Origin of the sequence: Streptomyces sp. NPDC005262 (assembly GCF_042872425.1) — a bacterium.
Classification (GTDB): Bacteria; Actinomycetota; Actinomycetes; order Streptomycetales; family Streptomycetaceae; genus Streptomyces.
This window is the reverse complement of the sequence record NZ_JBIAKK010000012.1, coordinates 129,587-152,051: the sequence shown is the minus strand read 5'-3', so window position 1 is coordinate 152,051 and position 22,465 is coordinate 129,587. Positions and strand designations below refer to the sequence as shown.

General features: G+C 71.7%; 15 protein-coding genes and 1 tRNA gene. 4 read left to right on the top strand and 12 right to left on the bottom strand.

Going from position 1 to position 22,465, the window contains the following annotated elements; translation table 11 throughout:
• Positions 1-56 precede the first annotated feature (56 nt).
• From ACFYP5_RS26825 to ACFYP5_RS26815, 3 genes are all read left to right on the top strand, one after another.
• Positions 57-869, top strand: coding sequence for an ABC transporter ATP-binding protein (locus tag ACFYP5_RS26825; RefSeq protein ID WP_389040758.1), 813 nt, complete (start codon positions 57-59; stop codon positions 867-869).
• On the top strand, positions 863-3,019 hold the full coding sequence (locus ACFYP5_RS26820) for an FtsX-like permease family protein (protein ID WP_389040756.1): 2,157 nt from the start codon (positions 863-865) through the stop codon (positions 3,017-3,019). Before ACFYP5_RS26825 ends, ACFYP5_RS26820 begins: the two co-directional genes overlap by 7 nt.
• Positions 3,020-3,172: 153 nt before the next feature.
• Positions 3,173-4,867, top strand: coding sequence for a bifunctional 3'-5' exonuclease/DNA polymerase (locus ACFYP5_RS26815; RefSeq protein ID WP_389040754.1), 1,695 nt, complete (start codon positions 3,173-3,175; stop codon positions 4,865-4,867).
• Positions 4,868-4,903: 36 nt separating this feature from the next.
• Here the strand turns inward: ACFYP5_RS26815 and ACFYP5_RS26810 are convergent, their stop codons facing one another.
• On the bottom strand, positions 4,904-5,200 hold the full coding sequence (locus ACFYP5_RS26810; protein ID WP_389040752.1) for a hypothetical protein: 297 nt from the start codon (positions 5,198-5,200) through the stop codon (positions 4,904-4,906).
• A gap of 376 nt (positions 5,201-5,576) precedes the next feature.
• Here ACFYP5_RS26810 and ACFYP5_RS26805 point away from each other — a divergent pair, with 376 nt between their 5' ends.
• Positions 5,577-6,257, top strand: coding sequence for a phosphotransferase (locus tag ACFYP5_RS26805; RefSeq protein WP_389040750.1), 681 nt, complete (start codon positions 5,577-5,579; stop codon positions 6,255-6,257).
• A gap of 485 nt (positions 6,258-6,742) precedes the next feature.
• Here ACFYP5_RS26805 and ACFYP5_RS26800 read toward each other — a convergent pair.
• The 11 genes from ACFYP5_RS26800 to ACFYP5_RS26750 all read right to left on the bottom strand — a co-directional run bounded on the left by ACFYP5_RS26800 (position 6,743) and on the right by ACFYP5_RS26750 (position 22,405).
• Positions 6,743-6,816: transfer RNA gene (locus ACFYP5_RS26800), tRNA-Thr, on the bottom strand.
• Positions 6,817-6,943: 127 nt separating this feature from the next.
• Positions 6,944-8,473, bottom strand: a complete 1,530-nt coding sequence (locus ACFYP5_RS26795) for an alpha/beta hydrolase (RefSeq protein ID WP_389040748.1) — start codon at positions 8,471-8,473, stop codon at positions 6,944-6,946.
• Between the two features lie 122 nt (positions 8,474-8,595).
• Complete coding sequence (locus ACFYP5_RS26790) at positions 8,596-9,801, bottom strand: DNA polymerase III subunit delta' (protein ID WP_389040746.1); 1,206 nt, start codon at positions 9,799-9,801, stop codon at positions 8,596-8,598.
• Positions 9,802-9,945: 144 nt separating this feature from the next.
• Positions 9,946-13,086, bottom strand: a complete 3,141-nt coding sequence (gene tmk, locus ACFYP5_RS26785) for a dTMP kinase (RefSeq protein WP_389040744.1) — start codon at positions 13,084-13,086, stop codon at positions 9,946-9,948.
• A gap of 180 nt (positions 13,087-13,266) precedes the next feature.
• Positions 13,267-16,143: a type I DNA topoisomerase gene (topA, locus tag ACFYP5_RS26780; RefSeq protein WP_389040742.1), complete on the bottom strand. Its 2,877-nt coding sequence runs from the start codon at positions 16,141-16,143 to the stop codon at positions 13,267-13,269.
• Positions 16,144-16,490: 347 nt separating this feature from the next.
• A complete protein-coding gene (locus ACFYP5_RS26775) occupies positions 16,491-16,688 on the bottom strand; it encodes a hypothetical protein (RefSeq protein ID WP_389040740.1) in 198 nt (65 codons plus the stop codon).
• A gap of 259 nt (positions 16,689-16,947) precedes the next feature.
• Positions 16,948-17,763: an ABC transporter permease gene (locus ACFYP5_RS26770; protein WP_389040738.1), complete on the bottom strand. Its 816-nt coding sequence runs from the start codon at positions 17,761-17,763 to the stop codon at positions 16,948-16,950.
• Between the two features lie 19 nt (positions 17,764-17,782).
• Positions 17,783-18,574 carry an ABC transporter permease gene (locus ACFYP5_RS26765; protein WP_389040736.1) on the bottom strand — a complete coding sequence of 264 codons (792 nt, stop codon included), beginning with the start codon at positions 18,572-18,574 and terminating at the stop codon, positions 17,783-17,785.
• Positions 18,571-19,737 (bottom strand): ATP-binding cassette domain-containing protein, encoded by a 1,167-nt coding sequence (locus ACFYP5_RS26760; RefSeq protein ID WP_389040734.1) that lies wholly within the window; start codon positions 19,735-19,737, stop codon positions 18,571-18,573. The genes ACFYP5_RS26765 and ACFYP5_RS26760 overlap by 4 nt, the downstream gene beginning before the upstream one ends.
• A 92-nt stretch (positions 19,738-19,829) precedes the next feature.
• Positions 19,830-20,837, bottom strand: a complete 1,008-nt coding sequence (locus tag ACFYP5_RS26755; protein WP_389040732.1) for an ArsR/SmtB family transcription factor — start codon at positions 20,835-20,837, stop codon at positions 19,830-19,832.
• A 59-nt stretch (positions 20,838-20,896) separates the two neighbouring features.
• Positions 20,897-22,405 (bottom strand): methyltransferase, encoded by a 1,509-nt coding sequence (locus ACFYP5_RS26750; RefSeq protein ID WP_389040730.1) that lies wholly within the window; start codon positions 22,403-22,405, stop codon positions 20,897-20,899.
• Positions 22,406-22,465: the final 60 nt, after the last annotated feature.

Here is a 22,465-nt window from a genome sequence, read left to right as displayed (position 1 = left end):
GGAGACGGGTTCTGGTGGTCGTGTCCGGCGGGTCCTGCCACGGTTCGATCGAAAGCATGACTTCCGCCCCCGCGACCGACTCCACCGATGCCACCGACGCCGTGCGGCTCCGCTCCGTACGACGCGTCCACGGTGACGTCGACGCCCTCCGTGGCGTCGACCTCACCGTCCGCCCCGGCACCTTCACCGCCGTCATGGGACCGTCCGGTTCCGGCAAATCGACGCTCCTGCACTGCGCGGCCGGACTCGACCGGCCGACGTCCGGCAGCGTCGAGGTGGGCGGCACGGAGCTGACCGGACTGAGTGAACGCCGGCTCACGCTGCTGCGCCGGGACCGGATCGGCTTCGTCTTCCAGTCGTTCAACCTGGTCCCTTCGCTGACGGCCGCCCAGAACGTCGCGCTGCCGCTGCGACTGGCCGGCCGCCGCCCGTCCCGTACCGACGTACGTGCCTCGCTCGCCCGGGTCGGTCTCGCCGACCGGGCGGACCACCGGCCCACCGAACTCTCCGGCGGCCAGCAGCAACGGGTCGCGCTGGCACGGGCGCTGATCACCCGGCCCGCGGTGCTCTTCGGCGACGAACCCACCGGCGCGCTGGACACCGCGACGAGCCGGCAGGTGCTGGTGATGCTGCGCGAACTGGTGGACCGGGAGCGGCAGACGATCGTGATGGTCACGCACGATCCGGTGGCGGCGGCCTGTGCGGACCGGGTGGTCTTCCTGGTCGACGGGCAGGTGGCGGACGACCTGACCGGCCTCACCGCGGAACGGATCGCGACCCGGACGGCCGAAGGACGAACAGGCAGCCCGCAGAAGACCTCCAGCCGGACGGCCCCGTTCCTTCCCGTTCGCACGGAGGCGTCGTGCTGACCGTCGCCCTGGCCGCCCTGCGGACCCGCTGGACCACCCTCATCGGCACCTTCGTCGCCCTCGCGCTCGGCGTCGGGCTGATCGCGACCATGGGGCTGGGACTGGCCTCGACGTTCGACGCCCCCGACCGTGAGCCGCAACGGTTCGCCGCCTCCCGGGTGGTGGTGATGGGCAACGACACGCTGACCGTACCGGTGCGGCGCGGAGTGTCCACCGCGCAGGTCACGAAGCGACTCGCTCATCCACACCCTGTGGACAGGGAACTCCTGAGCGACCTACGGGCGCTCGGCCCGCTGACCCTGGCCGGACGGCAGACGACCCGCGGAGGCGGGCCGGACGCCGTCGGCGTGGACGCCCCCGTCACCGACGTACGCCGCGTCGTCGGCGACCGCGCCCAGATCCTCACCGGCGACGACCGCCGCCGCGCCGACCCGGCGACGGAGCAGGACGCCGAGGCGCTGCTGACCGTGAACGCGCTGCTCGGCACGGCGGCCGGTATCACCGCATTCGTCTCGGTCTTCGTCGTCGCATCGACGTTCGCGTTCGCGGTGGCACTGCGCCGCCGTGAGTTCGGACTGCTGCGCACGGCGGGCGCCACCCCCGGCCAGCTGCGGCGGCTGCTGCTGACGGAGGCGGCCGTGGTCGGCACGCTCGCCTCGGCGGCCGGGTGCGTACTGGGCCGCTGGGGCGCACCGCACCTCGCGCGACTGCTGGTCGACGGCGGGGCGGCGCCCTCCTGGTTCACCATCCACCCCGTGGCCTGGCCACTGCACGCGGCCTTCTGGACCGGCCCGGCCGTGGCGCTGGCGGGCGTATGGGCGGCATCGCGGCGAGCGGGCAGGACCGGCCCGGCCGAGGCGTTGCGCGAGGCCGACGTCGACACGGGCGTCCTGCCACCGGTACGCCGGCTGCTGGGTTTCGCACTGCTCGTCGGCGCCGCGTTCCTGATGACGAAGTCGCTGGTCACGGATGCGTCCGGGCTACTGAAGCGGAAGACGTACACCACCCAGCCGATGGTGCTGATCACGGCCGCGGCCCTGCTCGCGCCGCTGCTCGTACGTCCGTCGACCCGGCTGCTCCGTCTTCCCGGGGCGGTGGGGATGCTCGTACAGGCGAATACGGCCGCGGGCCTGCGCCGCACCGCCGCGGTGGCCGCTCCGGTCCTGATCACGGTCGCACTCGCCGGTTCGGTGCTGGGTTCCGCGATGACGGTGTCGCAGGCGAAGGCCGCCGAGGCGCGCGAACACACCCGGGCCGATCTGGTCGTGACAGGCGAGGACCTGAGGGGCTCGAAGGACTTGGAGGCGCGCCCGGTTCCCGGGGCGACGTTGTCCGCGTCGGCGTCGACCGCGGTCTTCGTACGGGAGGAGGGCACCGCCCTCATCGGATCGCAGGCGCGGGCGGTGGACGACGCGAAGGCGCTGGCGGCCGTCGAGCGGCTGCCGGTGGTGGCGGGCGACCTGCGCGATCTCGACGACCGCTCGATCGTCGTGAACGAGGAGTGGGAGCGGCACACGGTCGGCTCGACGGTACGGGTGTGGCTCGGCGACGGGCGCCCGGTGTCACTGCGGATCGCGGCGGTACTGGCCATCGGGACGGGGAACAACGGGGCGTACGTCACGGCGGCGAACGCGCCGACGGCTCCGGTGGACCGGATCGACGTACGCCTCGCCCCCGGCGCGGACAGGGTGGCGGTCACAGCCGCCCTGCGCGACACCGGGGGGACGGTGCGGTCGACGGATCAGTGGCTGGCCGCGACGCATCCACGCACGAGCCCGCAGACGCGGCTAGGCCTGATCGTGGTGCTGGGCATCGCCCTCGTGTACACGGCACTCTCGCTCGCCAACACCCTGCTGATGGCGGGGTCCGTACGGTCCGCGGAGCTGAACGCACTGCGCCTCGCAGGGGCGACCCGGCCGCAGGTGCTCGGGGTCGTCGCCGGGGAGACGCTGTTCGCGGTAGGGCTCGGCACGGTGCTCGGCCTGGCCGTGACCGCCGTGAATCTGGCCGGGCTCGGCGCCGCGCTCGCCACGCTGTCCGCACCGGTCACGGTGGCGGTCCAGTGGCCGGTCGTGGGGGGTGCGGCCGGGTCCTGTGCAGTGGTCGCGGTGGCGGCGGCCATGGCGCCGAAGGCCGTCCGGCACGGGTGAATCGCCGCTCCCCCTCAGCCCATCAGGTGATCAAGGACTGGAGGTCCGCCCGGGGAAGCCCCGGTTCGGGAAGAAGCGTCTTCTGGTGGGACCGTGCGGGGCCGCCCCGCAGCCCCACCCCCGCTGTCAGTCCCACCTGCCAAACTCAAACGCATGACCGAGCGCTGGGCTCTGACCGCCACAGAGACCGGCGGAGCCCACCTCGCCCCGCTGGCCCCCACCGGCCTGCCCGCGGCCCCGTTCCACACCGAGCCCGACCTGGTGGAGGCCGTCCGTTCCCGCCCGGACGTCACCCGCTGGGTCTGGCGGTCGACCGCCGAGATCTACCCACGCCTGCTGGCGGCGGGCGTACGGGTCAGCCGCTGCTACGACATCGAAGTCGCCGAGTCGCTCCTTCTCGCACACGAGGGACGGCTCGGCGAGCCTCGCTCAGCCGCAGCAGCCCATGCCCGCCTCCGTAACGCTCCCGTGCCTCGGGATCCCCCGTCCCGCTCCGCCGAACCCGGCTCGCAGTCCTCCCTCTTCGAGCCGCCGTCCGGCACGGACATCCCGTTCGAGGCGCTCCTCCAGGTCTACGCGGAACAGCTGCGCCGCCACGACGCCACCGCGCACCCCGGCAGGATGCGCCTGCTGACGGCCGCCGAGTCGGCCGGCATGCTGGTCGCCGCGGAGATGCACCGGGCCGGCCTGCCCTGGCGGGCCGACGTGCACCGGGACGTGCTGCACGACCTGCTGGGCGAGCGCTACGCCGGCGGCGGCGAACCCCGCAGACTGGCCAAGCTGGCCGACGAGGTGTCCGCGGCGTTCGGTCGCCGTGTCCGGCCCGACCTCCCCGCCGACGTCGTGAAGGCATTCGCGCAGGCCGGCATCAAGGTGAAGTCGACCCGCCGATGGGAGCTGGAGGAGCTGGACCATCCGGCGGTGGAGCCACTGATCCAGTACAAGAAGCTGTACCGGATCTGGACGGCGCACGGCTGGAGCTGGCTCCAGGACTGGGTGCGGGACGGCCGGTTCCGCCCCGAGTACCAGCCGGGCGGCACGGTCAGCGGCCGCTGGACGACCAACGGCGGCGGGGCGCTGCAGATCCCCAAGGTGATCCGGCAGGCGGTCGTCGCCGACGACGGCTGGCGGCTGGTCGTCGCCGACGCCGATCAGATGGAGCCGAGGGTGCTGGCCGCGATCTCCCGCGACCGCGGCCTGATGGAGGTGGCGGGCCACGACGGCGACCTCTATACGGCGCTGTCGGACCGCGCGTTCCACGGCGACCGCGACCATGCCAAGATCGCGCTGCTGGGCGCGATCTACGGCCAGACGTCGGGCGACGGCCTGAAGAATCTGGCGGCGTTGCGGCGCCGGTTCCCGCTGGCCGTCGCGTATGTCGACGACGCGGCGAAGGAAGGCGAGGAGGGCCGTCTCGTACGGACCTGGCTGGGCCGGACCAGCCCGCCGGCCGCCGGGAGCGGGGACGACGACGAGGCGGGTATCCCGCAGGAGAGCGACGAGCAGTCGTCCGGCGACGACGGCTTCACCCCGGGCTATGCCTCGTCGAACGCCCGCGCGCGCGGGCGCTTCACCCGCAACTTCGTGGTGCAGGGCAGTGCCGCGGACTGGGCACTGCTGTTCCTGGCCGCGCTGCGCCAGTCCCTGACGGCCGCCGGTCTCCGGGCCGAGCTGGTCTTCTTCCAGCACGACGAGGTGATGGTGCACTGCCCCCAGGAGGAGGCGGATACGGTGGTGGAGGCGATCCGGGCCGCCGGGGAGCGGGCAGGGCGGACCGCCTTCGGCGAGACGCCGGTGCGTTTCCCTTTCACGACGGCGATCGTGGAGCGCTACTCCGACGCCAAGTAGGACCGCTCAGGAGATGCCACTCCCCGTCACCATCCATCACTTCCCGGAACGGGAACCGGAACCACCGGGCCGAGCGGCCGCCCGTGGTTCGCCCTTCCGCAAGGATGGCGCGGGCTTCCGCATGGATGGCGCGGGCTGCACGGTCTCCACCGGCGGTACGACACGCCCGGTACTCGCGCCCGGCCCCCCGAAGCCGCCGAACCCGGCCAGACCGTGGTCGTAATGCACCGCTCGCAGATGCTGATGCCGGTGCCGCGCGTTGAGCAGATGAATCAAGAACGCGGTCAGCGCGATCATCGCCACGACGACCGCCGCCATGATCAAGGTGTCCATAAGAGACGGCCCCCTTCGCACGCGCAGGCCGAAAGAACAAGAATCGCCGGGAACGACGCAGCCCGACGAACCGGCGTACGGAACGTTCTCGACATTCCCAGGCTACTCCGCGGAAAACGGCCCGGACCGGGAACGCTTTCGTCCCGGCGCCGTGAGCCATGCAAGACGAGGGAAGGCCGGGTCGGCGGACGCGATGCCGGGCGCCGGCCCGAAGGAGCCAGCGCGCCGGTGACCACGGTGGCGGCCAAGGGCGCCGGCGGGAATTGCCGACACCGCAGCGACAACGGCTGGAGCGGTCCCTCACTTCGCGTTATGGGCCCCTCCGATATGCGTGGGAGATCTCCCCGGCCGAGGACCGCACCAGTAGGTTCCCCTCATGCGAATAGGCCAACTGCTGGGTACGGGACGTTCTGCCGACGTGTACGCGATCGACGAGGCCTGGGTCCTCCGCCGGTACCGCGACAGCAGCGATGCCACACCGGAACTCGCCGTCATGTCCTACCTCTCGGCGTGCGGCTACCCCGTCCCCCGCGTCGGCCCGAGCCCGGCCGACGCCACCCCCTCCGAACTGGTGCTGCAGCGTCTGACCGGCCCGACGATGCTGGAGTCGCTGCTCTCCGGCGCGCTCGCCGAGGACGAGGGCGGCGCCATGCTCGCCGGCCTCCTCACCGACCTGCACACGATCCCGGCCAGGGTCTCCCAGGACCCGGAGGACCGGATCCTCCACCTCGACCTGCACCCGGACAATGTGATGCTGACGCCCGACGGCCCGGTGGTGATCGACTGGCGGACCACCGCGGAAGGTCCGCCGGCCCTGGACCGGGCCATGTCGTCGCTGATCCTGGCCCAGGTGGCGGTGGGCCCCGCGTCGCCGTCGGCAGCGGGCGCCCGCTCCCTGCTCAAGGTCCTGCTCCCGCACCTCGCCGACCACGGAGGCGTCCCCGCTACCCAACTCGCCCAGGCCAAGCGCCGCCGCGCGGCGGACTCGAACCTGAGCCCGGACGAACTGGCCCTCATCGACCCGGCCGCGGACCTGATCGGGGAACTGGCCGGCTGAGCCCCTAAACGCCCGAGCGACAGCCCGGCGCCGAGATCAACGCGTTCCCGACGCCCACCCCGGGAAACCGGGAAAAGAAAAAGCCCCAGATCACACGCGAGTGAGTTCTGGGGTTGCTCAAATTCTGGCGCCACTACGGAGACGGAGCCGGACAGACGGTGGCTCCCGGTGCCCCACATCGGTCCGTAAGCGTCAGTCGTCGCTGACGACTCCGATGCCAATGCGTTGCTCTCCCGGGAGCCTAGCCAGTCGCCGAGATGGGTGTCACTCGGTCGACGAACGTCTTCATCGACGGTGCGGCTCTCATTGGTTGGCTGGTGTATTAGCTAGCTTCCTCCTCATTTGTCCGTAGTACAAGAGAGGAAGCGGAAAGAATCAGTCGCTGTTGTCGCCCTGCGGCGGCCGCCGCCACGCCGGACCTCGACGTCACGTCCACAAAAGGGAAAAACCCCAGGTCACGGCGAGTGAGTCCTGGGGTTTCTCTGAGCCGCCTTCGGGATTCGAACCCGAGACCTACGCATTACGAGTGCGTTGCTCTGGCCAACTGAGCTAAGGCGGCGCGCCCCGTCGCACCATGGTGCGATCAGCGGCGTCGCCAAGTCTACACAGTTTCGGAGAGTGCTCCGTACCGCCCTCCCCCGGAGCCGTATCCGCTGGTCAGGGGGGAGGTTCGGCGGATCGGGGAGTCAGGAGCACCTCTTGTCGGCGGCGGGCGGGGTGCCGTTCAGGAGGTACGTGTTGATCGCCGTGTCGATGCAGTCGCTGCCGCGGCCGTACGCCGTGTGGCCGTCACCCTCGTAGGTGAGGAGCCTTCCGGAGGACAGCTGGCCGGCCAGGGACTGGGCCCACTTGTACGGGGTGGCCGGGTCGCGGGTGGTACCGACCACGACGATCGGGGAAGCGCCCTTCGCCTTGATGCGGTGCGGGGTGCCGGTGGCGCCCACGGGCCAGCCGGCGCAGTTCAGGGAGGCCCAGGCGAGAGCCTTGCCGAAGACCGGGGACGCCTCCTCGAAGCTGGGGAGGGCCTGCATGACGGCGTTCGGGCCGGCGAAGGCCGCGGGCGAGTCGAGGCAGTTCACGGCTGCGTTGGCGGCCATCAGGTTCGCGTACGTGCCGTTCGGCTGACGCTCGTAGTAGCTGTCGGCGAGGGCCAGCAGGCCGGAACCGTCGCCCGCCTGGGCGCCCTTGATGGCTTCGCGGAGCTGGGGCCAGGACGATTCGTCGTACATGGCGGCGACGACGCCCATGGTGGCGAGGGACTCGCCGAGCTTGCGGGTCTCGCCGGTCGGGAGGGGCTTGCCGTCGAGGTCGGCGAAGAGCTGCTCGAGTCGGGTGGCGGCATCGGCGGTGGACGCGGTGCCGAGCGGGCAGTCCGACTTCTTCACGCAGTCCGCGGCGAAGGACTGGAATGCGGTCTCGAACCCCGCGGTCTGGTCGCGGTTCATCTCGAGCGACGAGAGCGACGGGTCCATCGCACCGTCGAGGACGAGGCGGCCGGTCCGGGCAGGGAAGAGCTCGGCGTACGTCGCACCAAGGAAGGTGCCGTACGACGCCCCTACATACGTCAGCTTCTCGTCACCGAGCAGCGCCCGCAGGATGTCCATGTCGCGGGCCGCCTCGACGGTGGAGACGTGCGGGAGGATCTTGCCGGAGCGCTGCTCGCAACCGCCCGAGAACTTCTGGAACGAGTCGCTCAGCTGCGTGACCTCGGCGTCGTCGTCGGGGGTCTGATCGACCTGGGTGTACGCGTCCATCTGCGGACCGGTGAGACATTCGACGGGTTCACTGCGGGCGACGCCGCGCGGGTCGACGGCGACCATGTCGTAGCGGGCGCGGACCGGGGCGGGGTAGCCCGCGGCCGCGTAGCTCTGGAGGTAGCCGACGGCCGAGCCGCCGGGGCCGCCCGGGTTCACCAGGAGGGAGCCGATCCGCTTGCCCGGGCCGGTGGCCTTCTTGCGGGAGACGGCCAGTTTGATGTCGCCGGCGCCCGGCTTCGCGTAGTCGAGGGGCGCCTTCATGGTGGCGCACTGGAAGCCGGAGACGCCGCAGTCCCGCCAGGTCAGATGCTGTGTGTAGTACGACAGGAGCCCCTTGGGCGCAGCAGACGCGGAACTCGACGCACTCGTCGTCGAGCTGCCGCTGCTGCAGCCGGAGATTAGTAGGCCGGCAGTGCCGAGCAGGGTGCCGAAGGTACGGAGCAGGCGCCTGGTGTCCATCCTCGGAGCGTAGCCTCCATGCGACGACTCACCCGATTCATTACCCAATCGGATGAATCAGCGATCCGCGCCGGCGATCCGTGTCGGCGATCGATGCCGGAGCTTCGTGTCGGAAGTCCGGGTCAGCCTGCGCGTAGTGCCATCGTCATCGCCTCCACCGCGAGCAGCGGCGCCACATTGCGGTCCAGCGCCCGGCGGCAGGCGATCACCGCCTCTATCCGGCGCAGGGTGCGCTCGGGTGTGGAGGACCGGGCGATCCGGTCGAGTGAGTCCCGGACATCGCCATTGGAGAGCGCGGTCTGCGAACCCAGCTGGAGCGCCAGTACGTCACGGTAGAAGCCGGTCAGATCAGTGAGCGCCAGATCCAGGCTGTCGCGCTGGGTGCGGGTCTTGCGGCGCTTCTGCTTGTCCTCCAGCTCCTTCATCACCCCCGCCGTGCCGCGCGGCATCCGGCCTCCGGCGACCGCGCCGAGCGCGGCCTTCATGTCTTCCGTCTCCTTGACGTCGACCTCTTCGGCGACCTGCTTCGCATCGTCGGCAGCGGTGTCGATGAGCTCCTGGGCCGCCTTCAGACAGCCGCCGATGTCGTCGACCCTGAGCGGGAGCTTGAGCACGGCCGCGCGGCGCGCGCGGGCCTTCTCGTCGGTGGCGAGGCGGCGGGCCCGGCCGATGTGGCCCTGCGTGGCGCGCGCGGCGGACGCGGCCCGCTCCGGATCGATGCCGTCGCGCCGGATCAGCACATCGGCGACGGCGTCGACCGGCGGGGTGCGCAGCGTGAGATGACGGCAGCGGGACCGGATGGTGGGCAGCACGTCTTCGAGGGAGGGGGCGCAGAGCAGCCACACGGTGCGGGGCGCGGGCTCCTCGACCGCCTTCAGCAGCACGTTCCCCGCGCCCTCCGTGAGCCGGTCGGCGTCCTCCAGGATGATCACCTGCCAGCGGCCGACGGCCGGGGAGAGCTGGGCGCGGCGGACCAGCTCGCGGGTCTCCCTCACCCCGATGGAGAGCAGGTCCGTGCGGACCACCTCGACGTCGGCATGCGTACCGACCAGGCTCGTGTGACAGCCGTCGCAGAAGCCGCACCCCGGTGCGCCGCCCAGCGCGCGGTCCGGGCTGGTGCACTGGAGGGCGGCGGCGAAGGCGCGGGCGGCGGTGGACCGCCCGGAGCCCGGCGGTCCGGTGAAGAGCCAGGCGTGGGTCATCCTCGACCCCGGCGGCACCTCCTCCCCCGCAGAGACTGCGGTGACCAGCGCATCGGCGTCCTGAGCGGCGGCGCCGAGCTGCTCCTGCACTCGGTCCTGGCCGACCAGGTCGTCCCATACGGACATGGGTCACCGCCCTTCCGGTGGTCGTGTACGGGCTCCGGCTTCCCATTGTGGGGGAAGGGTCTGACAATCCCGACGATCCGGTCCGTCCCCGGGCCCCGGGCCTCCGGCCGGGGATCCGGCCGGAGCCCCGTCAGCGGGCTTCGCTCAGCGGCGCGGGCGGCGGCCGCGTCCGGAGGTGCCGGGGTCCTCGTCGTCGTTGTCGTGATCACCGAGCAGCTCGTCCGCCAGCGTCGGCAGATCGTCCAGCGGGGTCTCCTCGGCCCAGTCCGGACGAGGACGCCGGCCGTGCGGCCGCCGCTCCTCGGCAGCGTGCGGGGCGGCGTGCGGATCGCTGAACTGCGGCAGCTCCCGGGTGCGCTCGTTCTCCCTCTCCGCTGCGTGCTCGTCACGGAAGATGCCACGCGGAACCCGGTCCGCCGGGTGCTCGTCACGAGCCTCCCGTACGTCCCTGACCGGCGGAAGCACGGTCGTCTCGTCCGCGGCGCCCGCAGCGTCCCGTGCCGAAGGACGCTCCGACCGCTCGGAACGGTCTGTCTCGTCGGAGATCTTCGGGAGCATCGTCGTCTCGGCCTCGGGCGACGGTGTGGCAACCGGCGACGGCACCGCCTGGGTCACCTCGTTGGGGCCGACCACCGGCGTCGGCACCGTCAGCTCGTTGTCCGGGACGGACGCGGACCCCGCTCGGGCAGCCCCCGCCGCCGCAGCCGAAGCCGCCTCGGCCTCCGCCTGCCGCCGGGCCGCCTCGGCCCGCAGCAGAGCCTCCTCGGCCTTGCGCTGCTTCTCCAGCCGCCGCGCCTCGGCCTCCTTGCGGAGCCTGGCCTCCTCCTCGGCCTGCCTGCGCAGCCGGGCCTGCTCGGCCTCGCGGGCCTGCTCCTCGGCCTCCCGCCTGACCCGCTCCTCCTCGGCGATCCTGCGGGCCTCCTCAGCCCGTCGACGGGCTTCCTCCGCCTGCCGTTCGGCCTCGCGCTGCCGCGCCTCCTCCAGCTCGCGGCGCTGACGCTCCTCCTCCTCGGCGCGGAGCTTGGCGAGCTGTTCCTGGCGCTCGCGCTCCAGTCGCTCCTCCTCCGCCTTACGGGCGGCCTCTTCCTCGGCCTTGCGCCGGGCCTCGTCCTCGGCCGCCTTGCGCGCCTCCGCCTGGGCCTTGATCTCGGCCTCGGAGAGCGGCAGGAGCTGGTCGAGCCGGTGACGTACGACAGTGGTGATCGACTCCGGATCCTGGCCTGCATCCACCACCAGATAGCGGGTCGGGTCGGCGGCGGCCAGGGTCAGGAAGCCGGACCGCACCCGGGCGTGGAACTCGGGCGGCTCGGACTCCAGCCGGTCGGGTGCCTCGGTGAACCGTTCCCGCGCGGTCTCCGGGTCGACATCGAGCAGCACCGTCAGATGCGGGACGAGGCCGCTCGTCGCCCACCGCGAAATCCGGGCGATCTCGGTCGGGGACAGGTCGCGGCCGGCGCCCTGGTACGCGACGGACGAGTCGATGTAACGGTCGGAGATGACGATCGCGCCGCGCTCCAGCGCCGGACGCACCAGCGAGTCGACGTGCTCGGCCCGGTCGGCGGCGTACAGCAGGGCTTCGGCCCGGTTCGAAAGACCGGCCGACGACACGTCGAGCAGGATGGAACGCAGCCGCTTGCCGACCGGGGTCGCCCCCGGCTCGCGGGTGACGACGACCTCGTGGCCCTTGGCGCGGATCCACTCGGCGAGCGCCTCGACCTGGGTGGACTTGCCGGCCCCGTCGCCGCCCTCCAGGACCAGGAAGAAGCCCGTCGCCGCGGGCGCCACAGCCGGTTCGCCGCCGCGCAGCGCCTCGCGCAGATCGCGGCGCAGCGGCACTCCGGACCGGTCGTCCGTCCTGGCGAGGACGATGGCGGCGACCGGCAGCAGCAGGGCGCCGATGAGCATCAGGGCGAAGGCGGCGCCGCCGTGCGCGAAGACCAAGTCACCTGCGGTCAGCCGGTGCGTGCCGATGGCAGCGGCCAGCAGCGGGCCCCCGACCGCGCCGAGCGCGATCAGGACCCGGACGACGGCCTGGAGGTGCTCGGTGGTCCTGGCCCGGCGGACCTCCTCGGTCTCCTGGTCCACGAGCGTGTGCCCGGTGTACGCGGCGACACCCGCCGCGTATCCGGCGAGCACCGCGAGGAGCACCACGGTCGCCGTGTCCGGCACCAGGCCCATCGCGAGGAGCGCGACCCCGGTGACGGCTGTGGCGAGCGCGAGAAGCCGGCGCCGCGACAGGGTGCGCAGCACCTTCTCGGCGGTTCGGATGCCCGTCCCGGTGGCGCCGGTCAGGGCGAGGATCAGCAGTGCGAAGGTGACGGGGCCACCACCGAGGTCGGCCGCGTGCAGTGCGGCGACCGCGGCCGCGGCGGCGATCGCTCCGGCGACCGCCGCGCAGGCACCGACGATCAGCGGGACGGCGCCGGTACGGCCCCTGTCCGGGCCGTCGGCCGTGGACGGCCGGCGCAGGCCCTCCAGGGGCGAGCGCGGGCGGGGCGTCGGCGAACCGGGCAGTTCCAGGAAGTACAGGGTGGAGATCGAGGCGGAGAACAGCCCGGCCGCGACGTACGAGCCGAGGGCCGCCTGGTGGAAGGAGAACCACTCCAGCCCCGAACCCAGCAGATTGCCGATGAGCGTGGCGATCAGCAGGACGGCCGCCGCGGCGGGAACGGCGGCGAAGTCCGTACGCAGGGAGAGCCGGCGCAGGGCGTCGAGGTGGTCCGGCAGCGGGCGTACCGCGGCGCCCTCCGCGGGCGGGGCGGGCAGCAGCGCGGGCGCGGCGCTCTCCTTGGCGATGGTCCACAGCCGTTCGCCGATGCCGGCGACGAAGACGGTGATGAGGATCATCATGAGCGCCTTGTCGGGCACCCAGTCGATCCACAGCGGTGCGACCACGAGCAGTGCGAGCCTCAGCCCGTCCGCTCCGATCATCAGCCACCGCCGGTCCAGCGGGCCGCCGGGCGCGGTGAGCGCCGTCAGCGGCCCCAGGAGTACGGCTCCGAAGAGGAGCGTGGCAAGGATTCGGGCACCGAAGACAGCGGCGACGGCAAAGGCCGCCCCGCGGTATCCGGATCCGAATGAGCCCTCGAGGACCGCCGCTTGCAGCGACAGCAGCACCAGCACGAGAAGGGCGAGTGCATCGCCGATTCCACCGACGAGCTGCGCGCTCCACAACCGCTTCAGCGGGGGAACACGCAACAGGGCTCGTACGGCGCGCTCGCGTGAGTCTGCGGCAAGTGTGTCGGAGGTGGGGCTCACGACCGTTGGCTGCTCGGCTCGCGTCATCCGCCCAGCCTATCCGGAGCGGTGCGGTCACCGGTGCCCCCATCCGAACATATGGGCGCCAGGCGCGGTGTCCCGGCGCCTGCGGCCTGCCTGTCGCCCACCCGAAAAACGCGGGGCCAGGCACCTTGGGAGGTGCCGGGCCCCGGCGCTCGCACGTGCTCGGCCGTCAGCCGAGTGCCGTCAGTCCTCGGCGGGGGACGCCGCAGTCGCCTTCTTGGCCACGGCCTTCTTCGCCGTCGTCGCCTTCTTCGCGGTCGTCGCCTTCTTCGCCGCGGTCTTCTTGGCCGCCGACGCCGTCGTCTTCTTCGCCGTCGTCGTCTTCTTCGCGGTGGTCGCCTTCTTCGCCGGGGCCTTCTTCGCCGGGGCCTTCTTCGCCGTCTTCTTCTTGGCGGGTCCCTTGGCGCGCTTCTCCGCGAGGAGCTCGTAGCCGCGCTCCGGCGTGATGTCCTCGACGCTGTCGCCGGTGCGCAGCGTCGCGTTCGTCTCGCCGTCGGTGACGTACGCACCGAAGCGCCCGTCCTTGACGACGACCGGAGCACCGCTCACCGGGTCCGTGCCCAGTTCCTTCAGCGGCGGCTTGGCGGCGGCCCGCCCCCGCTGCTTCGGCTGGGCGTAGATCGCGAGGGCCTCTTCGAGCGTGATGTCGAAGAGCTGATCCTCGGAGGTGAGCGAACGCGAGTCCGTGCCCTTCTTCAGGTACGGGCCGTAGCGGCCGTTCTGCGCGGTGATCTCGACGCCTTCGGCGTCCTCACCGACGACCCGCGGCAGCGACATCAGCTTGAGCGCGTCGGCCAGCGTCACCGTGTCCAGCGCCATCGACTTGAAGAGCGACGCGGTCCGCGGCTTCACCGCGTTCTTGCCGGTCTTCGGCGTGCCCTCGGGCAGCACCTCGGTGACGTACGGACCGTACCGGCCGTCCTTCGCGATGATCTGGTTCCCGGTGACCGGGTCCGCACCGAGCTCGTAGTCGCCGCTCGGCTTGGCGAGCAGCTCCTCCGCGTACTCGACGGACAGCTCGTCGGGCGCCAGGTCCTCCGGCACATCCGCGCGCTGGTGCCCCTCGGCGTCCTTCTCCCCGCGCTCGATGTACGGGCCGTACCGCCCGACGCGGAGCTTGATGTCGTTGCCGACGGGGAAGGAGGAGATCTCCCTGGCGTCGATCGCGCCGAGGTCGGTGACGAGCTCCTTCAGACCGCCGAGGTGGTCGCCGTCGCCGTTGCCCGCGGCGGAGGCCGCGCCGCTGACGGCGTCGTCGCCCTCGCCGAAGTAGAAGCGCCTCAGCCACGGCACGGACTGGGCCTCGCCCCGCGCGATGCGGTCGAGGTCGTCCTCCATCCGCGCGGTGAAGTCGTAGTCGACGAGCCGGCCGAAGTGCTTCTCCAGCAGGTTGACCACGGCGAAGGAGAGGAACGACGGGACGAGCGCCGTGCCCTTCTTGAAGACATAGCCGCGGTCGAGGATGGTGCCGATGATCGAGGCGTAGGTCGACGGACGGCCGATCTCGCGCTCTTCCAGCTCCTTGACCAGCGAGGCCTCGGTGTAACGGGCCGGCGGCTTGGTCGAGTGGCCGTCGGCCGAGATCTCCTCGGCGGACAGCGCGTCACCCTCGGCGACCTGCGGCAGCCGCCGCTCACGGTCGTCGAGCTCGGCGTTCGGGTCGTCGGCGCCTTCGACGTACGCCTTCATGAAGCCGTGGAAGGTGATCGTCTTGCCGGACGCGGAGAACTCGGCGTCCCGGCCGTCGCTCGCCCGGCCACCGATCTTCACGGTGACGGAGTTGCCGACCGCGTCCTTCATCTGGGAGGCGACGGTCCGCTTCCAGATCAGCTCGTAGAGCCGGAACTGGTCGCCGGTCAGGCCGGTCTCGGCAGGCGTGCGGAAGCGGTCGCCGGAGGGGCGGATCGCCTCGTGCGCCTCCTGTGCGTTCTTGACCTTCCCTGCGTACGTACGCGGCTTCTCCGGCAGGTAGTCGGCGCCGTACAACTGCGTGACCTGCGCCCTTGCCGCGGAGATCGCGGTGTCGGAGAGGGTCGTGGAGTCGGTACGCATGTAGGTGATGAAGCCGTTCTCGTACAGCTTCTGCGCGACCTGCATGGTGGCCTTGGCCCCGAAGCCCAGCTTGCGGCTCGCCTCCTGCTGGAGGGTCGTCGTACGGAACGGGGCGTACGGGGAGCGGCGGTACGGCTTCGACTCGACGGACCGTACGGCGAACGCGGAGTCGGCGAGCGCGGCGGCCAGGGCCCGGGCATTCGTCTCGTCCAGGTGCAGCACCTGGCCGGAGCCGGACTTCAGCTGCCCGTCCGGACCGAAGTCGCGGCCCTGGGCGATCCGGCGGCCGTCCACCGCGCTGAGGCGGGCGGTCAGCGTCGACGGGTCGGAGGCGTCACCGGTCCGGCCGGTGGCGAACGTGCCGGTCAGGTCCCAGTACTCGGCGGACCGGAAGGCGATGCGCTCGCGCTCCCGCTCGACGACGAGGCGGGTGGCGACGGACTGGACGCGGCCGGCCGACAGTCGCGGCATGACCTTCTTCCACAGGACCGGCGAGACCTCGTAGCCGTAGAGACGGTCGAGGATACGGCGGGTCTCCTGGGCGTCGACCATGCGCTGATTGAGCTCGCGCGGGTTGGCCACAGCCTCCCGGATCGCGTCCTTGGTGATCTCGTGGAAGACCATCCGGTGGACCGGAACCTTCGGCTTGAGCACTTCCTGCAGGTGCCACGCGATGGCTTCGCCCTCGCGGTCCTCATCGGTGGCGAGGAAGAGTTCGTCGGACTCGGCCAGCAGCTGCTTGAGCTTCCTGACCTGCGCCTTCTTGTCCGCGTTGACGACGTAGACGGGCTGGAAGTCATGCTCGACGTCGACGCCGAGCCGGCGGACCTCGCCGGTGTACTCGTCCGGCACCTCTGCGGCGCCGTTCGGCAGGTCGCGGATGTGCCCGACGCTCGCCTCGACGACGTATCCGGGGCCGAGGTAGCCCTTGATCGTCTTCGCCTTGGCAGGCGACTCGACGATGACGAGTCGGCGGCCGCCCTGTGCGGTCTCGCTGGTCGGGGACAACTTCGCTCTTCTCTCCGGTCGACACTCAGTGGGCATCCGGGCAGCGCGATGGCGCTGCCGACGGTGCTGTCGCTGCGGAGTGTGACGGTACAACCCGCCCCCGTGTCAAACGGCAAAAGCCCGCAACGGCCACTCGAACGGTAACCCGACTTCCGCCATTCCTGCCGCCCGGAGTGCCCGTTACGCGGTGCGCACGGTCGCTGCCTGCGGGTTTCGGGGCCCGGTGGCCGCCCTGTGATCGACAGGGGAGAGAGGCGGCGCCGCCGGGCGTGTTCGCGGGTCCGGACCCGGTGGCGGCACGGCCGGGGAGACGGTGGGAGCCCGGTGGCGCCGGGCCGAAGAACGGATCAGAGGTGAGTGAAGCACCACACGCCGAGGACGAGGAAAAGTACGCCGAACAAAGTGGCGAGTGTGGTGGACACGAAAGGGCTCACCCCGTGCGCGACCGGCGCCCGGTGGACGATGCGCGCCCCCGTCCATACCAGCAGCGCGGCCCCGAACAGCGCGAACGCCGTCCCGGCGAAGACCGCAGGTCCGCTCTCCATGTCCGCACGCCTCTCTGTCTACGCCCCGCGCGGAGCCGGTGCCCGCGTCCAGTCGCCTCGCCAGGGGAGGCTGCCACGCACGGGCGTCGTGGACACGAACCCCGGGTGAACTCCAGCACCGCGGCCCGTGGCGGTGCCGGGCGGCGGTGCACCCCGGCACGGTCGGTGCCGGGGCCGCACCCGCCGGGCAGCGTGACGGCCGTGCATGACCGCCGTGCGTCTCGACCGTCCGCGATGGCCGGATTCACCTCACCCGGACTCACATCACGTCGAGCGTCGCGCGTCGTCTGCTGCCGCGTTCGAAGAGCGCCAGCAGAACGACGGCGAGTACCGCGTACCCGGCCCCCGTCGCCAGCTCGGCACCGAGCCGCCCCCGGTCGAGCCCACCCCCCGCGGACAACTGCCGGGCGGCCTCGGCGGCGTGGGTCAGCGGGAGTACGTCCCCGAAGGCCCGCATCCATCCCGGCAGGGTCTCGCGCGGCACATTGGCCCCGGTGAGCAGAAGGAGTACGGAACTCGCCACGTTGGACACCAGGAACACATCGCGGAGACGCAGCCCGAGCGCCCCCAGGGCGAGCCCGAAGGCGGAGCAGCCGGCCGCGGCGGCGACGAGCACCGCTCCGAGACCGGGCAGCGAGCCAACCGGAACCCGCAGTCCCAGCAGGAGGCAGGCGGCCGTGAGCGTGAAGACGCTGATCAGGAGGCCGTTCAGTACGTAGGGCAGAGCGCGCCCGAACCAGAGCGGAGCCCGGTGCCGAGGGCTCAGCAACACCGCTCCGAGGGTGCCGTAGCGGCGCTCGTTGGCGATGGCCATGGTTCCGCCGTAGACGCAGGCCGTGGAGGCTGCGACAACGGCGTTGCCCAGGAGGTAGAAGCGGTCGTCGGCGACACCCAGCTGTCGCCCGAGGAAGACGAAGAACAGCAGTTGCAGCAGCGGGCCGACCAGCAATGTGCCGATGAACATGGGCGGCGTCGTCCAGTTGAACAGTGCCCGGTACGAGAGGGCACCACCGATCAGGACGAGTCGCAGCGTGCGGACAAGGCGTCGAGCGAGGTGGGGAATCCGGTGGAACATGCGGCGTAACTCCTGGGCTTCAGGCGAGGGAGAGGGTGGCAGCGGCCCGCGCACGGCGTTCGACCCGCCCCAGGACGAGCACGGCGACCAGCGCGTAGACCGCGCCGAGGGCGAGGGCGACGGCCATCGGGGTCAGTACCTCATCGACGGACGCCCTACCCGATGCCGCCGCGTGCACGGCCCGCGAACCCCACGTGGTCGGCAGCGCCCAGGAGACCGGAGACGTCCAGTCCGGGAGCACGGTGACAGGCACGAGCAGCCCGGACAGCAGCCACACGGGCGCGTCCAGCGGGTTGGCGAGCGCGTTGGCGTTGCGCAGCAGGACGAACGTGGCGGCGAGCAGCAGCCCCATCATCCCGAGCGACAGGACACACACCGGTACGGCCACCAGAAAGAGCAGCGGGTGCGCGAAGTCGAGGGGCACGTCGAAGAGCACGGCCCCCCAGACCAAGGTCGCGCCCATGGCATAGGTACCGATGACGGCCGTGGCCAGGGTGATGGGCAGAAGGACGAGGAAGAGCGGTGTGGGGGAGCTGACCAGCGTCTCCAGGGTGCCGAGCCAGCGCTGGTTCTGTACGGCTCCGCCCGACCCGAAGAGCACCGAGGACCAGATGCCCATCAGCCCCGCGCCGACAGCTGCGGTGAGCAGCCCGTCAGGGTCGTCGGCGGCACGGAAGAGGTAGACGGCGAGGGTCGCGTACACCAGGGGCACGAGGACGGCGAAGGTGATTTCGAGCGGTGAGCGGCTCATGTACGAGACGTGGGTCCGCACTCCGACGACGGTCAGGCGAAGGGCCCGCGACACAGTCATACCGCGGCCTCCTCGGACCGGCCGGCCTTCCCGGCGCGGAAGTCGTCGCCCGCGCCGCCGTCCCTGCCGGGGCCGGCGTCACCGGCCGTGCCGATCCCCGCCACCTCGGGCCCCCCGGCCCGCTCGGCTCCCTCGGCCTGCTCGGCCTGGCGGGCTCCCTCGGCTCCCTCGGCCTGCTCGGCCTGCTCGGCCTGCTCGGCCTCTTCGACGATCGCGATGTACGCGTCCTCCAGGGTGGGTTCACGGGTGACGACCCGTCCGATCCGGATCCCGTCGAGCGCCGCCAGGACCTGCGCGTGCAGCTCCGCTCCGCGTTCCGTCTGCACCATGACGGCCTGCCGGCTCCCCCGGTCCTCGGCCGCCACCCCGCGCACTCCCGGCAGTTCGCGGATGCGGTCGAGGTGCTCGCCGGCAGCCCCGTACGCCTCGATCTCCAGGATGTCGCGCTCCTGAACCCGGGATTTGAGCCGGTCCGGCGTGCCGAGCGCCCGGATCGTGCCGCCCGCGATCACCGCGATCCGGTCGCACAACTCGTCGGCCTCGGCCATGTAATGGGTGGTGAGCAGAACCGTGGTGCCACCGGTCCGCAGATCGGCGACCGTACGGCGCAGATGCCGCGCCGCCACCGGGTCGACACCGATGGACGGCTCGTCGAGGAAGAGGACATCGGGCTTGTGCAGCAGACCGCGGGCGATGTGCAGACGCTGCCTCATCCCGCGCGAGTAGCCCTCGACACGTTCCCTCTCCCGGCCGGCCAGACCGACCAGGTCGAGGAGTTCGGCGATCCGGCGCTTCTGCTCGCGTGGCTCGACCCCGTACAGCTCGGCGAAGTAGCGCAGGTTGTCGAGAGCGGAGAGCCGGTCGTACAGGCCACGGTCGCCACCGAAGACGTAACCGATTCTGCGGCGTACGGCCACGGGGTCGGACGCCACGTCATGGCCGAGGACACGAGCCGTGCCGGAGGTGGGCAGCAGCAGGGTGTTGAGCATCTTGATGGTCGTGGTCTTGCCCGCGCCGTTGGGGCCGAGCAGTCCGAAAAGCTCGCCGCGCGCGACCTCGAAACTGACGCCGCGCACGGCCTCGGTCGCGGTGCGGCGGGGGCGCAGAAAGCCGGTGCGGCTGGTGTAGGTGCGGCGGAGATTCTTCGCCTCGATCGCAAGCATGGCGGGGACGCTAGGCGCGCCCGTACCGCACCCGCCATCAATTCGGTGGCTGCCGAATCGTCGTTCACCCACCGGTCCGGTGTCCGGTCCGGTCAGGACACGGCGCGCAGCACGTCCTCGCCCGACAGCAGCGCGAGCAGCGCCCGGCCGGTGTCGGTGAGCTGGTAGTAGACGCTGCGTCCGACCCGGTGACGAGTGACGACGTCCGCGTCGGCGAGGACGGACAGATGTTCCGAGACCGTGCTCGGTGCGAGGCCGAGCCGGTCGGCTATCCCTGCCGTGGTGAGCGGTCCGCCGAGCTGGCGCAGCACCGATGCCCGGCCCCGTCCGAGCAGCACACCGAGCCGGTCGGTGGCCTCCGGCCCGGTCGCGGCCCGCTCGCGCAGCGCGCCCGCGCCCCGGGCCTGGAAGGAGACGGCGAGGACCTCGGGATCGTCGGTGGAGTAGAGCCGGCAGCCCTCGGCGAAGACGAGCGGCACGAGCAGGAGCCGCCGCTCGCCCGCCCGGTACTCGGCGTCGATGTGCTTCGTCAGTTCGAGGACGGGCGGCGTCCACCTGGCACGTGCCTCCAGCCCGGCGAAGAGCGCGTCGATCCCTTCGGTCGCGAAGGTCCGGGCACGGATGAGGACTTCGTCCTCGACCAGGCGGCGCATGGTCGGCCACCGCTGCTCCAGCGCGCCTTCCCAGTACGCAAGATACGCATCGGCGAGTGCGGCGCAGGCCGCCTCGGGGTCGTCCAGGTAGGGGCGGATCCGGGGATGGTCCTCCAGCCCCGGATAGTGCTCCTCGACCCCGGCCCGCACGACCTCGGGCGGCGTCGCCCGGATGGTGTCCAGCTCCGTCTCGACGGACGAGGCCCCGACGGGAAGCGGAAGCAGGAAGTCCGGGAAGTTCGCCGGGCCGTCGACCAGCAGCTGCAACGCCGCGGTCCGGTCGTCCTCACGCAGTACCTCGCGGGCCCGTACGGCCCACTCCTCGTACGGCCAGGAGGGCGCGCGGTGCGGCCGGGCCAGATGCAGGCTGCAGAAGGCGTCCCACAGCGGGCTGATGGCGATCCGGGTCGCGCCGAGCGTCGCCTCGTCCAGCTCGATCCGGATCACCGCGCCCCCACCGTCCCCTCCGGCCTCATCGAATCTCCCCGCCCGTCGACGTGCACCGATCAGGCCTGCCCCGCCGGTTCCAGGAACCCCTCCCCCACCAGCAGCCGGATCGCCTGCGGAGTGCGGTCGCGCAGCAGCACCGGGTCCTCGTTCATCAACTGGGCGATCGCGTCCAGGATCCGGCCTGCGGGCAGCGTCCCGTCACAGACACCCGCGAAACCCGCGCCGACCGCGTCGACCTTCGTCGCGCGCCGCATACCGCGGTTCTGACGCAGCACCACATGCTCGGGATCCTCCGCGCCGGGCAGCCCGACCTGTTCCTGCATCACCTCCAGCGTCAGCGTGAAGTGATCGGCGAGGAGAGCCGCGTCGTCGTGGGTCCGCAGGTAGTCCTGGCGCGCGAAGTGGGCTTCCACCGCCTCGCCGAGCGGCTGCTCCACCGGATGCGGCCACTCCTCGATCACGATCGACGGGTTCTCCGCGGACGATTGCGACTTCCGCAGCGTGATCCAGCCGAAGCCGACACCCTTCGTCTTGCGGGCCTCGAACTCGTCCAGCCAGGCGTCGTACCGCGCGGCGTACTGCGCGGGGTCCGTACGGTGGTCACCGCTGTCGCGCAGCCACAGCTCCGCGTACTGCGTGATGTCCTGCATCTCCCGCTGGACGATCCAGGCGTCGCAGCCGCGCGGCACCCAGGAACGCAGCCGGTCCTGCCACTCCTCGCCTTCGACGTGCTGCCAGTTGGCGAGGAAGTGTGCGTACCCCCCGTCGTTCAGCCGGTCGCCCGCCTGCTGCACCAGCGTCCGGCACAGGTCGTCGCCGCCCATGCCGCCGTCGCGGTACGTGAGGCGGGCGCCGGGCGAGATGACGAACGGCGGGTTGGAGACGATCAGGTCGTACGTCTCGGTGCCGACCGGCTCGAAGAGGGAACCCTCGCGCAGGTCGGCCGGGGTGGCACCGGACAGGGCGAGGGTCAACCGGGTGAAGACGAGGGCTCGGGGGTTGAGGTCCGTGGCCGTGACCCGGGTGGCGTGCTGCGAGGCGTGCAGCGCCTGGATGCCGGAGCCGGTACCGAGGTCGAGCGCGGAGGCGACCGGCTTGCGCACGGTGATTCCGGCGAGCGTGGTGGACGCCCCGCCGACACCCAGGACCACCCCCTCCTCGTGCGAACCGATGCCGCCCGCGCCGCCGACGGCGCAGCCCAGGTCGGAGACGATGAACCAGTCCTGGTCCTCGGGCCCGCTGTACGGCCGCACATCGACGGTGGCCCGTACCTCGTCGTCCTCCTGAACCACCCAGCCGTCCTCGATGCACTCGGCCAGCGGGAGCGCGGCCCGCGCCCGCTCGTACGGAACGGGGCGCTGAAGCAGGAAGAGCCGCACCAGTGTGTCGAGCGGAGCGTCACCCCGGGTGGCGCGGAGCGCCGGAACCGTCTCGCTGCGGGCGAGCGCGGCATAGGCGGGCGCGCCGAGCAGGTCGAGGAGCCCGTCGGCGGTGAAGGCGGCGGCAAGCAGGGCTTCGCGGAGCCGGGGCGAACGGTCGGGCGCGGGGAGGCTGGTCGTACTCACCCGCCCATTGTGGCCGTTCCCGCTGACAACGGCACCGGCCCGGCGGCCACCTGGGCCACC